This is a genomic window from Allobosea sp. Root381, from assembly GCF_001429395.1.
Taxonomy (GTDB): domain Bacteria; phylum Pseudomonadota; class Alphaproteobacteria; order Rhizobiales; family Beijerinckiaceae; genus Allobosea.
Window position 1 is genome coordinate 1 of the sequence record NZ_LMJT01000032.1, and the last position, 13,525, is coordinate 13,525.

At 65.2% G+C, this 13,525-nt stretch carries 11 protein-coding genes and 1 pseudogene; 8 read left to right on the forward strand and 4 right to left on the reverse strand.

Annotation, left to right across the window (positions count from 1 at the left end; genetic code table 11):
• From ASE63_RS28580 to ASE63_RS19720, 3 genes are all read right to left on the reverse strand, one after another.
• Positions 1-1,061, reverse strand: a 1,061-nt coding sequence (locus ASE63_RS28580; protein ID WP_280137452.1) for a DNA translocase FtsK, incomplete at its 3' end; no start/stop codon positions are given.
• 580 nt (positions 1,062-1,641) lie between these two features.
• Complete coding sequence (locus ASE63_RS19715; protein ID WP_056805309.1) at positions 1,642-2,946, reverse strand: TRAP transporter large permease subunit; 1,305 nt, start codon at positions 2,944-2,946, stop codon at positions 1,642-1,644.
• Between the two features lie 9 nt (positions 2,947-2,955).
• Positions 2,956-3,477, reverse strand: a complete 522-nt coding sequence (locus ASE63_RS19720) for a TRAP transporter small permease (protein ID WP_056805311.1) — start codon at positions 3,475-3,477, stop codon at positions 2,956-2,958.
• A gap of 14 nt (positions 3,478-3,491) precedes the next feature.
• On the opposite strand from ASE63_RS19720, the gene ASE63_RS19725 reads away from it, so the two are divergent.
• From ASE63_RS19725 to ASE63_RS19740, 4 genes are all read left to right on the forward strand, one after another.
• On the forward strand, positions 3,492-4,124 hold the full coding sequence (locus tag ASE63_RS19725; RefSeq protein WP_280137453.1) for a substrate-binding domain-containing protein: 633 nt from the start codon (positions 3,492-3,494) through the stop codon (positions 4,122-4,124).
• 155 nt (positions 4,125-4,279) lie between these two features.
• Positions 4,280-6,409 (forward strand): hydantoinase/oxoprolinase family protein, encoded by a 2,130-nt coding sequence (locus ASE63_RS19730; protein ID WP_056805317.1) that lies wholly within the window; start codon positions 4,280-4,282, stop codon positions 6,407-6,409.
• On the forward strand, positions 6,402-8,111 hold the full coding sequence (locus ASE63_RS19735) for a hydantoinase B/oxoprolinase family protein (RefSeq protein WP_056805320.1): 1,710 nt from the start codon (positions 6,402-6,404) through the stop codon (positions 8,109-8,111). The genes ASE63_RS19730 and ASE63_RS19735 overlap by 8 nt, the downstream gene beginning before the upstream one ends.
• Positions 8,112-8,197: 86 nt before the next feature.
• On the forward strand, positions 8,198-8,962 hold the full coding sequence (locus ASE63_RS19740) for an aldolase/citrate lyase family protein (protein ID WP_056805323.1): 765 nt from the start codon (positions 8,198-8,200) through the stop codon (positions 8,960-8,962).
• A 48-nt stretch (positions 8,963-9,010) separates the two neighbouring features.
• On the opposite strand, the gene fdxA is transcribed toward ASE63_RS19740, so the two are convergent.
• The gene (gene fdxA, locus ASE63_RS19745; protein WP_056805327.1) at positions 9,011-9,349 is read right to left on the reverse strand and encodes a ferredoxin FdxA; all 339 of its coding nucleotides are present in this window, start codon (positions 9,347-9,349) and stop codon (positions 9,011-9,013) included.
• A gap of 466 nt (positions 9,350-9,815) precedes the next feature.
• On the opposite strand from fdxA, the gene ASE63_RS19750 reads away from it, so the two are divergent.
• From ASE63_RS19750 to ASE63_RS28585, 4 genes and pseudogenes are all read left to right on the forward strand, one after another.
• Positions 9,816-10,577 (forward strand): phosphoadenylyl-sulfate reductase, encoded by a 762-nt coding sequence (locus ASE63_RS19750; RefSeq protein ID WP_056805329.1) that lies wholly within the window; start codon positions 9,816-9,818, stop codon positions 10,575-10,577.
• Entirely contained in the window at positions 10,574-11,476 is a 903-nt protein-coding gene (gene cysD / locus ASE63_RS19755; protein WP_056805332.1) for a sulfate adenylyltransferase subunit CysD, read from the forward strand. The genes ASE63_RS19750 and cysD overlap by 4 nt, the downstream gene beginning before the upstream one ends.
• Positions 11,476-13,134 carry a GTP-binding protein gene (locus ASE63_RS19760; protein ID WP_056805334.1) on the forward strand — a complete coding sequence of 553 codons (1,659 nt, stop codon included), beginning with the start codon at positions 11,476-11,478 and terminating at the stop codon, positions 13,132-13,134. Before cysD ends, ASE63_RS19760 begins: the two co-directional genes overlap by 1 nt.
• Positions 13,135-13,346: 212 nt before the next feature.
• A pseudogene (locus ASE63_RS28585) lies at positions 13,347-13,525 on the forward strand (sulfate transporter subunit); the annotation flags it as partial.

The window sequence follows — 13,525 nt, forward strand, 5'->3', positions numbered from 1 at the left end:
ATGCCGATGGCGTTCTTGCCCTGCACCACCGCGACGCGCGCCGAGATCGCGCTCATCGAGCGCGCAATGTCGTCCGCAAGCGAGATCACGCGGGAGGACTTGATGCCGGGGGCCGGCTCCAGTTCATAGAGCGTCACCACCGGGCCGGGGCAGGCCTGGACGATCTCACCCCTGATGTTGAAGTCTTCCAGAACGCCTTCCAGCAGCCCGGCATTCTGCTGGAGCAGCTCGACCGGGACGGCCTCGAGCGCTTGGGGCGGCTCCGCCAGGAAGCTCATCGGCGGCAACTCGAAAGGCGCAGGCTGCACGAGCGGCAAATCGGCGACCGTCACGGCGATGGCCGGCGGCCTGGAAGGATGGGCCGCGATTTCGTCCCTGGCCCTGCGCGTCACGACAACGCCACGGCCTGCCACGGGAGCCTGCGCCTGATACTCGGCCGGCGACGCGGCCTCTTCGACCTCACGCCCCTCGTCCTGCACCGGCGCGGTCCATGGCCGGGCCGCGAAATTGAGGCTCACGCGATAGGACTGCGGAGCGGACCAGCCAACCGGCGCCGTCGGGACGGGCGCGGCTACGGACGCAGCTACGGACGCGGGCATCGGGGACGGCACCGACTCGGCTATCGGCCGGGACGCGGCAGCCCTGCGAAGATCGACCGCCACCGCCCCGCCGCGCGGTGGCGCTGCCGGCAACTCAGGGACCTCGGCGCGAGGCGACTGCGCAAGCGCATCGTCATGCAGATCCGTCAGGGGATCGCCCAATCCTTCCCAGAAGGCATGATCGGACAGGAAGGCAAACGGAGCCGGCTCAGGCACATCCGCCTCAGGCAATTCAAGAGCGCCCTCGCCTTCCGAACACCGGGAGCTCTCCGCCTCGACCTCGCCTTGCTCGCAATAGTCGCCACGATCGAGCTCCAGATCGGCCGCCACCTCGGCTTGCGCAGGATTCGGCCCCTCAGGCTGGCGCTTTTTCGTCCAGACCTGGTCGATGAAACGATCCGGCGTGCGCCAGAACCGGACTTGAGCCGGCTCCGGGCGAACCGCCAGGGCCTCCGCTGCCACCGACGCATCCGAGACCACGGCGACCGGTCCGCTTCGAACAGACTGCACTTCGCCCGTCGGCAGATTGGCGCGACCGAACCTGGCCGGCACCGAAGGCGCGGAAAGCGACTGCGTCTCAGCGACTTCGCCGCCCCCCGCGCCTGAACTCCCGAAGCCACCGGCCCGTTCAGTTTCCGAGCCAGAAAAGCCTTCCCTGGCAATATCCTGCGCCAGGTTTTGAATGCCGAACTTACGCATGGGATACCGCAACTCTATAAGCCTATGACCTTGTCTCAGGCCTAGCCGCGCAGGGTTAAGAGGGCATGAAGAGGGCCGCTCGATTCTGCGTGGGAGGCCTCGGCCAGGCGCAGGCTCCGTCGCCGGAACGCGTCGCCCCACGCCGCGTCGAAAGCGCCGTTGCGAGCCAAATTCCAGTGTTGAGGCGAACTGACGCGGAGGCGGCTCATCCGGCCGTTGCCGGAGAGCCGGAAACGGCAAACGCCCGGCTGAGGGCCGGGCGCGTGGCTTTCGAAACCGCCACTTGGAAGCGGCCTCCGCTTTCGGGCGTGCCCTGAACCTATGCCAGGCCGCCCCCGTCTCGTTACCCCGTCATCATCTTTGGCAGCGCCGTCACGATTTGCGGGAACACGGTGATCAGGACGAGCAGCAGCATCAGAACGAAGAAATAGGGCATCGCGGCCTTCGTCACCGTGAGGATGTCCTTGCCGGTGATGCTCTGCAGCACGAACAGGTTGAAGCCGACCGGAGGCGTGATCTGCGCGGCCTCGATCAGGACGACGACGAAGATGCCGAACCAGAGCAGGTCGATCCCGGCCGCCTGCACCATCGGCAGCATCACCGACGAGGTCAGGACGATGATCGAGATCCCCTCGAGGAAGCAGCCGAGGATCAGCATGAAGACGGCGAGGACGGCGAGCAGCGCATAGGGCGAGAGCTGCATCGCATCGACCCAGCTCGCCAGGGAGCGGGGAATGTCGACGAAGGCGACGGCGATCGTCAGGCAGGCGGCGCAGGCGATGATGAAGGAGATCATGCAGGAGGTGCGCACGGCCGCCATCAGACTTTCCATGAAGCTCGTACGCGTCAGCCCGCCACCGACCGCGGCAAGGATGAGCGCCCCGACGACGCCGATAGTCGCGGCTTCAGTCGGGGTGGCGATGCCGCCATAGATCGAGCCGACGACGGAGCCGATCAGCAGAGCGACCGGGATCAGCCTGCGGGATCGGTAGATCTTCTCCAGGAACGGAACCGGCGGATCGGCCTCCGGCATCTTGTCCGGGTTGAGCGCGGCCCAGATCGCCGTATAGCCCATGAACAGCAGCATCAGCAGCAGACCCGGCAGGACGCCGGCGATGAACAGCCTGGCGATCGAGACCTCGGCGGTGACGCCGTAGACGATCATGATGATCGAGGGCGGAATCAGCAGGCCGAGCGTTCCCGAGCCAGCCAGTGTTCCGATGGTCATGTTGAGCGGGTAGCGCCGAGCCTGCAGCTCGGGGACGCTGATCCGGCCGATCGTGGCGCAGGTCACGGCCGAGGAGCCGGCGACCGCCGCCATGATGCCGCAGCCTAGTACGTTGACGTGCAGCAGGCGGCCGGGCAGCCGCGACACCCAGGGTGCGAGGCCCTGGAACATGTCGGAGGACAGCTTCGAGCGGAACAGGATCTCGCCCATCCAGATGAACAGCGGCAGCGAGGTCAGCGCCCAGCCCCAGCTCGAATCCCAGAGCGTCGAGGCGATCAGGGAGCCCATCGGGGCGGTTGTGAAGAGACCCATCAGCACCATGCCGACGGTCAGGAGCGACAGGGCGACCCAGATGCCGCTGGCGAGGAAAAGAAGGAGCGAGCCGGCAAGGACCAGCGAGGCAATGACGATCGAATCCATCACGGGGTCCTATGCCACGGGCTTGTCGAGGCCGACTTCGTCGGGCGCTTCGTATCGCGGCGCACCGCCGGTGAGCAGCCAGTGCAGTTCATCGATCAGGGCGATCGCGAAGGCGATCACGCCGACGGCTACACCGGTCTGAGGAATCCAGAACGGCATGGCCAACAGGCCCGGGCTGACATCGTTGAACTGGTAGGACTGAAGCGCCAGAAGCGAGACGTTCCAGGCGAGGAACGAGATCGCGACCGCCCCCAGCAGGCAGTTGAAGATCTCGACGCGCCGCCGCAGGCGCCTCGGAAGCCGATCGATGATCAGGGTGATGCGGACATGCGAGCCGCGCCTGAAGGTATAGGCCAGACCGAAGAAGGTGGAAGCCGCAAGGCAGAGTCCGGCCGCTTCCGTTGCATCCAGCGTCACGCCGCGCATGCGGGCGAATATCTGGGCGATGATCGCCAGTGCTATCCCCATCATGAAGGCGGCGGAGAGATAGCCGCACACATCATAGAATTTGTTCAGAGCCCTGCGTATCATCGCGCCCCCGCTGCATTCGCTCCGACCAGCAAGCCGGCGTCCTCAGGCTGGGCGTGGCGGAGTTGATCGCGCAGACCTGGCTGCGCGACTACCTGCTCGATCTGAGGCAGGTCTTTCCGAACGTCGATGTCGAGCTCAGGGTCGACCTCACCATCAACCTGCGCGAGGAGCTGGTGTCGCGATCGCTCGATCTGTGCCTGCTGAACGGCCCGATCTCGAACTTCAACATCACGAATATCGACCTCGGCTCCGTGCCCTATCTCTGGGTGGCCTCGCCGAAGCTCCCGCTCGCCGATTCCGATATTGCGACCATGGCGTCGCACACGATCCTCACCCATGCGCGCAATACGCGGCATTTCGTCGAGCTGTCGGCGCATTTCCGCGACGGTTGGGAGGGGCCGATCCGGATCGTGCCGTCGAGCAGCCTGGCGGCCTCGCTGCAGATGACCATCGACGGGCTCGGAATCGCGCCGATGTCCCGGACCCTGGTCGGCAGGCACCTCGAGGCCGGCGAACTCGTCGAGGTTCCCTATCCCTGGAAGCCGAGCGCGCTCATCTTCACGGCGTCATATGCCCACACGCCTGCCAGCTTCCTGCTCAGGCGCGCGGCGGAACTGGCGGGAGAGCGTGCAGCGCTGCATCACTGAGCCCCGCAGATGGACGCTGCCTCGGGTACTAAGCCCGAGGATCGAGCATTGTCTCAATAAATTTTCTATATCGAATAACATAGATAATAATAATTCGACGACATGGGCCGGCCATTTCTATCCTCACCGGATCAGGCAACGGAGGCGCATGAGCCATGTCCATTATCGGAGCCCGTCTGGGCGTCGACATCGGGGGGACCTTCACGGATGTCGTGCTCGAACAGGCGGGGGAACGCTGGTCCACCAAAGTCCTGACGACCTATGCCGCGCCCGAGGATGCGATCATCGAGGGCATGCACCGGGTCTGCGCCAAGGCCGGCGTCGCGGCCTCCGCGATCGGCCAGATCATCCACGGCACGACGCTCGCCACCAACGCGCTGATCGAGCGCCGCGGCGCCAAGACGGCGCTGATCACCACCGAGGGCTTTCGCGACGTCATCGAGATGCGGACGGAGAGCCGCTTCGAGCAGTATGACTTGAACCTGACGCTGCCGGAGCCGCTGCTGCCCCGCAACCGCCGCTATACCGTCAGGGAGCGGATGGATGCGCGCGGCAAGGTTTTGATCCCGCTCGATCGGACCGTGGTCGAGGCGCTCGCCGACGAACTGGCCGAGGCCGGCTATGAAAGCATCGCCGTCGGCCTGCTCCATTCCTATGTCAACGACACGCATGAGCGGCTGATCCACGACGTCCTGGCGGAACGGCTGCCCGGCGCGATGATTTCGTTGTCGTCGGAAGTCTCGCCGCAGATGCGCGAATACGAGCGCTTCAACACGACGATCGCCAACGCCTACATCAAGCCGCTGATGAAGAGCTATCTCGTCCGGCTGAAGGGCAGGCTCGCGGCGGAAGGCGCGTCCTGCCCGATCTTCCTGATGCATTCGGGCGGCGGCATCATCTCGCTGGAGAGTGCCTCCGACTTCCCGGTGCGGCTGGTCGAGTCCGGGCCGGCGGGCGGCGCCGTGTTCGCGGCCGACATCGCGGCCCGCCATGGGCTGAAGAAGGTGCTCTCCTTCGACATGGGCGGGACGACCGCGAAGATCTGCCTGATCAAGAACTATACCCCGAAGACCGCGCGCGTCTTCGAGGTCGCCCGGACCTATCGCTTCAAGAAGGGCTCCGGCATGCCGATCTCGATCCCCGTGATCGACATGGTGGAGATCGGCGCCGGCGGCGGGAGCCTCGCCCATGTCGATTCGATGAACCAGATCCGCGTCGGCCCCGAGAGCGCGGGTTCCGAGCCGGGTCCCGCCTGCTATGGACGCAACGGGAAGCGTCCCGCGGTGACGGATGCCGACGTGATCCTCGGGAAAATCGACCCGGACAACTTCGCAGGGGGCACAATCCCACTCTTCGCCGACCAATCCGCAGGCGCGCTGGAGCGCGAGATCGGCGGCAAGCTCGGCATGGACGCGCTCGAAAGCGCCTGGGGCGTGGCCGAGGTCGTCGACGAGAACATGGCCAATGCGGCCAGGGTTCATGCCGTCGAGAACGGCGAGGACTTGTCAGGCTACACGATGATCGCCTTCGGCGGTGCGGCGCCGCTGCATGCCGGCCGGCTCTGCGAGAAGCTCGGCATCGCGCGCTGCCTCGTGCCGCCCGGCGCCGGCGTCGGCTCGGCGATCGGCTTCCTGAGGGCGCCGTTCAGCTTCGAGGCGAACCGGACCTTGTTCATGCGCCTCAACCGCTTCGACACGGCTCGCGTCACGCGCCTCTTCGCCGAGATGGAGGACGAGGCGACCCGTGTCGTCCGGTCCTGCGGCTGGGACGGCGCGATCCTGGCGGAGTACAAGGTCTATATGCGCTATGCCGGCCAGGGCTGGGAGATCCCGGTATCGCTGACCCCGGAGGAGGCGCGCGCCGCCGACCCTGCAGTCATTCTCGCGCGCTTCGAGCATGAATACGCCAACCTCTTCGGGCGCACCGTGAAGGGGCTGGAGGCCGAGATCACCGTCTGGTCGGTCAATGCCCACACGCCGCCGGCGCCTGTGGTGCCGGTCGAGCCGCTCGCGCGGACCCAGAGTGCGCTCGCGCCATCCGAACGCACGATCTTCGATGCCGGCCTCGGCCGGCGCGTCGAGGCCGGCGCCCATGATCGCGTGGCGCTCTCGGCCGGCGGCGAGGTCCGCGGTCCCGGCGTGATCACGGAGGACGAGACCACGATCATCCTGCCTTCGAGCCGCATGGCCGTCACGTTGAACGACGGCTGCATCGATATCCGCCTGCAGGGGGCAGCGAGCCCGGCTGCCAGCGCGACCGCCCGGAAGGAAGCCGCCCATGTCTGAGGTTTCGAAAGTCGCCCATCAGGTGATGTGGAATCGCCTGATCTCGGTCGTCGAGGAACAGGCGCAGGCGCTGATCCGCACCTCGTTTTCGACATCGGTGCGAGAGGCTGGCGACCTCTCCGCCGGCGTCTACAACGACAAGGGCGAGATGCTGGCCCAGGCGGTGACCGGGACGCCCGGCCACGTCAACGCCATGGCCGACGCGGTCGCGCATTTCATCCGCCGCATCGGGCCCGACAACATCTGCGAGGGTGATGTCTACATCACCAACAACCCCTGGGAGGGCACCGGCCACCTGCACGACATCACCGTCGTGACGCCGTCGTTCCACCAGAAGCGCCTCGTCGGCTTCTTCGCCTGCACCGCCCATATCGTCGACATCGGCGGACGCGGCTTCGGTGCCGACGGCAACTCGATCTACGAGGAAGGCCTGCATATCCCGATCATGAAGTTCGTCGACCGCGGGACGGTCAACGAGACGCTGGTCACGATCATCCGCGGCAATGTCCGCCAGCCCGACCAGCTCGTCGGCGACATCTACGCGCTGGCGACCTGCAACGAGATCGGCCATCGCCGGCTGATCGACATGATGGTCGAGTTCCGGCTCGGGAATCTGGCCGGAATCTCCGAATTCATCCTGACCAATTCCCGGCAGGCGACGCTGGAGAAGATCGCGGCCCTGCCGCGCGCCACGGCCGAAGGCCATATGCGGATCGATGGCTACAGCAGGCCGATCGATCTCTGTGTCAAGATCTCGATCGAGGCCGACGGCGTGCTCTGCGACTGGGCCGGGACTTCGGGCGTCGACAAGAACGGCATCAACGTGCCGCTGGTCTATACCAAGGCTTATACCTGCTACGCGCTGAAATGCGCCATCGCGCCGGAGATTCCGAACAACGCCGCATCGCTGGAGCCCTTCCGGATCACTGCGCCGGAGAACACCATCGTGAACGCGCTCTGGCCGGCGCCTGTCGCGCTGCGCCACATCATCGGCCATATGGTGCCGGACACGATCTATGACGCGCTGGACAAGATCCTGCCCGGCGTGGCGCCAGCGGAAGGGGCGGGCAGCCTCTGCAACTTCCAGGTTTCGCTCCGGCCGCGCAGCGACGGTCCGGCTCCGGAGGACGCCGTGCGCACCGAAGTGCTGACCTTCAACTCCGGCGGCTCCGGCGCGCGCCCTGCCCTCGACGGCATGAACGCGACCGCCTTTCCCTCCGGCGTGATGACCATGCCGGTCGAGGCGACCGAGCAGGTCGGCCCGGTGATCGTCTGGCGCAAGGAACTGCGCCCGGATTCCGGCGGAACGGGCCAACATCGTGGCGGCCTCGGCCAGCATATGGAGGTCGGCGCCTGGGAGGGCTACGAGTTCGACATCCAGGCGATGTTCGACCGTGTCCACCATCCTGCCCGTGGCCGGCGCGGCGGCGGCGCCGGCGCACCGACGACCATTGCGCTCGACGACGGCACGCCGATGAAGGGCAAGGGCAAGCAGTTCGTGCCGCATGGCCGCAAGGTAGTCATGGCCTTCCCCGGGGGAGCGGGCTATGGCGAGCCCGGCGAGCGCTCCGCCGCGAGCATCGAGCGCGACGTCGCATTGGGCTATATCTCCGCCGAAGCCGCGGGCGGCGACTACGGCCTCGCGGAAGAGCGCATCGCCGCCGTCACGGTACAGGCGCGCCGCGGCGAACTGCCTCGCTAACGGCCTTGTGGCGGCGATCCTTTCGCCGCCACAGCCGGGCTTTGGCAAGGTAGGCCTCGTTTCCACAACAGCAAGAGAACGACGCGATGAAGCTCCCCGCAAACAGGTTCCTGGCCGCAATCCGTAGCGGACAGCCTCAGATCGGCCTCTGGCTCAGCCTCTCCAGCGCTTTCGCCACGGAGGCGGTCGCCGGTGCAGGGTTCGACTGGCTGCTGATCGACACCGAGCACTCGCCGAACGACCTGAATTCGGTGATGGCGCAGCTCCAGGTCCTCGCCGCCCATCCCGTCACCCCGATCGTGCGGCCGGACTGGAACGACGCCGTCCTGGTGAAGCGCCTGCTCGATCTCGGCGCCCCCGGCCTGCTCTTCCCGATGATTCAAACTCCCGCCGAAGCGCAGCGGGCTGTCACCGCGACGCGCTATCCGCCGCACGGGATCAGGGGCGTCAGCGGCTGCACGCGCGCCAACGCATTCGGCCGCATGAGCGACTATTTCAGCCGGATCGGCGAGGAGACGGCGGTCATCGTCCAGATCGAGACGCGCGCCGCGATCGGGCAGGCGCTCGAAATCGGCAGCATCGATGGCGTCGACGGCGTGTTCTTCGGCCCGGCGGATATCGCGGCCGATATCGGCCTGCTCGGCAAGCCGGCCGATCCGGCGGTGTGGGACCTGATCCGCCCTGCGGCCCGCCGGCTGATCGAGGCCGGCATTCCCGTAGGCACCCTCGTGTTCGACCCGGCCTTCGCGAAGCAACTCCTTGCAGAGGGCTTTTCGTTCGTCGCCTGCGGAGCGGATGCCATGATCCTGTCCCGTGGCGCAGACGCCCTCCGGAACACCATGAAAGGCTGAGCCGCCCGCGTCGCGCGTGTTAATCCCGGCTGTCGTTCGAACGAAAGCTCAATCGCCTTGGCCAGGCTCGGGCGAGAAATACGCTTCGAGCTTGCCTTCGACGCCGTCAAAGGCCTTGGCGTCGGCCGGAGGCTCCTTTTTCTGGCTGATGTTGGGCCAGCTCGCGGCGTATTTTCCGTTGAGTTGCAGCCAGCTCTCCAGCCCGGGCTCGGTGTCCGGCTTAATGGCTTCGGCTGGGCATTCGGGCTCGCAGACACCGCAATCGATGCACTCATCCGGATGAATGACGAGCATGTTCTCGCCTTCATAGAAGCAATCGACGGGGCAAACCTCGACGCAATCCATGTACTTACATTTTATGCAGTTATCGGTAACCACATACGTCATTGCCGGCAGCCTTCGAATATTCGCTTTCCGTCCCCATAAACCCCTTGTTTGCCGGTCGTTCAAGGGCGATTTATCTGCTGTTTTAGAAATTTAATTTTACCACACCTCCGGTTTTCAGAAAATTATTCTAACTAAATCGGAACAGACCCCTTGGTTCGACCCGTTTTCTTGCCCTGAGCCGAATGAGTGCAAGCGTTCGGCGCGCGGCCGCACGGACATGGGAGGTTTCCGGCAGAGCTTCATGGTCAGTAGGCGAGAGATTCCAACCCCAATAAGACCGATCTTGGAAAAAGACTTCCCTTGACCGCCTGCGACCTTGCAAGCATTTTTGAAGAACTAAACGTCCATTAAAAAGAACGGATCGGCCCACAGCTCGCGCCTTCAGCGGCTGCGAGCTTGTTCGTTTCCAAATTTGCTTGTGCAGCAGGATCCCGTCTCGCAACAGGCGGGCCCGTGAAGGTTCCGCATGACGGCACTATCCGGCTCCTCGATCAGGGATTTGAATGCGGCCCTCGAAGCCGAAGCGTGCGGCCGCCTGAGAGCCGCGCTCGCGGCGTGCTCCGGGCCGGTGGTCTTCACGACGAGCTTCGGCCTCGAGGATCAGGTGCTCACCGCCCTCATCGCCCGCTCGGGCCTGGCGACGACCATCGCGTTTGCGACGCTGGATACGGGGCGCCTGTTCCCGGAGGTCTACGACCTCTGGGCTGAAACCGAGCAGCGCTACGGCATCGTCATTCGCGGCTACCTACCGGAGGCGGGCGATGTCGAGCGCCTCGTTCTGGATCAAGGGATCAATGGCTTCCGCGCCTCTCCCGAGGCCCGCAAGCGCTGCTGCACGGTGCGAAAGCTGCTTCCCCTGGAGCGCGCCCTTCGCGATGCCTCGGGATGGGTTACGGGCCTGCGCGCCGACCAGTCGCAGGCGCGCGCCGAGACCTCGTTCATGGAGCATGACGCCGAGCGGAACCTGCTCAAGATCAATCCGCTCCATGACTGGTCGCGCGAACAGGCCTCGGACTTCGCCGGCGCCCGACACGTTCCGCTGAATCCCCTGCACGAGCGCGGCTTCGTCTCGATCGGGTGCGCGCCCTGCACCCGCGCCATCGCCGCCGGCGAGCCGGAACGGGCCGGCCGCTGGTGGTGGGAACAGGATGCGGCGAAGGAATGCGGGTTGCACGTCGGCAGCGATGGCCGGCTGGTCCGCCAGACGAAGATGCAGGCCACGTCATGATCACGCCCAGCCATCTCCAGCGGCTGGAAGCCGAAGCCATCTTCATCCTGCGCGAGGTCGTGGCGACCTGCGACAATCCGGTGCTGCTCTATTCGATCGGCAAGGATTCCGCCGTGCTGCTGCATCTGGCGATGAAGGCGTTCCATCCCGGCAAGCCGCCCTTCCCGCTGCTGCATGTCGATACGACCTGGAAGTTCCGCGAGATGATCGCCTTTCGCGACGAAACCGCCGCGCGGCTGGGGCTCGAGTTGATCGTCCATGTGAACCAGGATGGCGTCAGGGCCGGTATCGACCCGATCACGTCGGGTTCGCGCATCCATACCGACGTGATGAAGACGCAAGGCCTCAAGCAGGCGCTCGACAAGCATCGCTTCGACGCCGCTTTCGGCGGGGCCCGCCGCGACGAGGAGAAGAGCCGCGCCAAGGAGCGCGTCTTCTCGCTGCGCAGCGCCGGCCATCGCTGGGATCCGAAGAACCAGCGCCCAGAACCGTGGAACCTGTTCAATACGGCCCGGAAGCCCGGCGAGAGCTTCCGCGTCTTTCCGCTCTCGAACTGGACCGAGCGCGACGTGTGGGACTACATCGCCCTCGAAGGCATCCCGGTCGTGCCGCTCTATTTCGCCGCCCCTCGCCCGGTTCTGCGCCGAGGCGACGCCTGGATCATGCGCGACGATGAGCGCCTGCCGCTTCTGCCGGACGAGGTTGTCGAGACCCGCATGGTCCGCTTTCGGACGCTAGGCTGCTATCCGCTGACGGGCGCGATCGAGAGCGAGGCCAGCAATCTGACCGAGATCATCACCGAGATGCGGTCCTCGCAGCATTCGGAGCGCCAGGGCCGGGTGATCGACCATGACGGGTCGGGCTCGATGGAGCAAAAGAAGCAGGAAGGCTATTTCTGATGACTGCCTCAACTGCCCGGCAGCGCGCCCGCGAGGCGCAGCTGCCGGGAAATGGGCCCGCCAACGATCATGGGCCGCAACCCCGTTCGCTGCTGCGTTTCATCACCTGCGGATCGGTCGACGACGGCAAATCCACGCTGATCGGGCGCATCCTGTTCGAGACCGGCGCCGTCTTCGACGATCAGTTCGGCGCGCTCCAGCGGGATTCGCGCAAGTTCGGGACCCAGGGTGACAAGGTCGATTTCGCCCTGCTGGTCGACGGGCTCTCGGCCGAACGCGAGCAAGGCATCACAATCGATGTCGCCTATCGCTATTTCTCGACAGATCAGCGCTCCTTCATCGTCGCCGATACGCCCGGCCATGAGCAATACACCCGCAACATGGCGACCGGAGCCTCGACGGCCGATCTCGCCGTCATCCTGATCGATGCCCGGCTGGGCCTGCTGAAGCAGACCTTGCGACATTCCTTCATCGTCTCGCTCGTCGGCGTCCGGCAGGTCGTGGTGGCGGTCAACAAGATGGACTTGGTCGGCTACGATCAGGCCGTGTTCGAGCGCATCTGCGCGGAATACCGCCGCGCCGTGGCTCGCCTCGGCTTCACGCAGATCGCCTTCATCCCGATCTCGGCGCGTGACGGCGACAACGTCATCAGCCCGTCGCCGGCGATGGCTTGGTATCGGGGCGCGCCGCTTCTGAGCCACCTCGAAGCCACCGAAATCGAAGCCTCCAACAGCACCTATCCGGGCGCCGTTCTGCCCGTGCAGTGGGTCAACCGGCCCGATTCCAGCTTCCGCGGCTACTCGGGCAATCTCGCTCTCGGCAATCTGAGGACCGGCGACGAGGTCGCGGTTCTGCCGTCCGGCCGGACCGGCCTGATCGAACGAATCCTGACGCCGGGCGGCGAGGTCGGATACGCATCGGCCGGCCAAGCCGTGACGGTAACCCTCGATGGCGAGATCGACATTTCGCGAGGCGATCTGATTGTCAGCGCGGCTCACAGACCTTCCGTCTCACGCAGTCTAGAAGCGCGCCTGCTCTGGACGTCCGAAACGCCGCTTGCGCCGGGAGGCCGCTACGCGCTGAAGCTCGCAAGCAGCCAGGCGAACGCGGTCGTCAGCTCCCCGCATCACAGCATCGACGTCACGAGCTTTGCGGAGGTCCAGGCCACGACGCTGGCCATGAACGACATCGGCGCCGTCACCATCGAACTCGACAGGGCGATCGGAACGCTGCCCTTCGCCAGGAGCACTGAGCTCGGCGGCTTCATCCTGATCGATCGGATCAGCCATGAGACCGTCGCGTTCGGCTTCGTCGCGGAACATGAGCCGATTTCCGAAACGCGTGGCGCGCGCCGGCCAGGCTCCGCCGCAGCAGCGATCCTCGGCCTCGTCCGTCAAACGATCGGACCGGCCGACTCGCTCGCACGGACCGGGCTGGTGGCGCTGAGTGGCGGTCATGTGCTTGCGAGCCTCCTCCTGGGCGGCATGGTGTATGCCTTGACCGAACGCCTTGCAGTCGCATTGGCTGTCGCGGCGACCGATCTCCTGCTGCGCCCGCTTCTGATGGGTGCGACACTGGCCGGAGCGCGAGCGATCTGGCGGCTGCGCCAAAGCCGGAAAGAGCTGGCGTCGGAGAATGTTCTGGGTGATGGAATCTGACCGTTGGAGCAGGCGGATGCTTCTCCAAGGAGAGAAAATCCATGCTTCCAAATTCAGTTTGAATTGCAGCAGGCTCTTCTCCCGAACCGGTCAACTTTGAAACGGGTTGCTGCGTCGCATTCTTGTTCGTTGACCTGCTCCGGCATACGATCTGTTCGCTAAAACGAACATTCAATATTTCGGTAGCTTTATCTTCAACAGCGGAGAGTCCGATGCGTCGCCAATCCTTTCGCCGTGTGGTCTGTTCTGGCCTTGTTTTGGGCGCTGTTTCGCTGAGCTTTGGCTTTGTCCCTGCGGCCCTTGCGCAGACGGAGCTTTTGAACGTTTCGTATGATCCGACGCGGGAGCTTTACCGTGAGATCAATGCGGCGTTCATCGCGGATTGGAACGG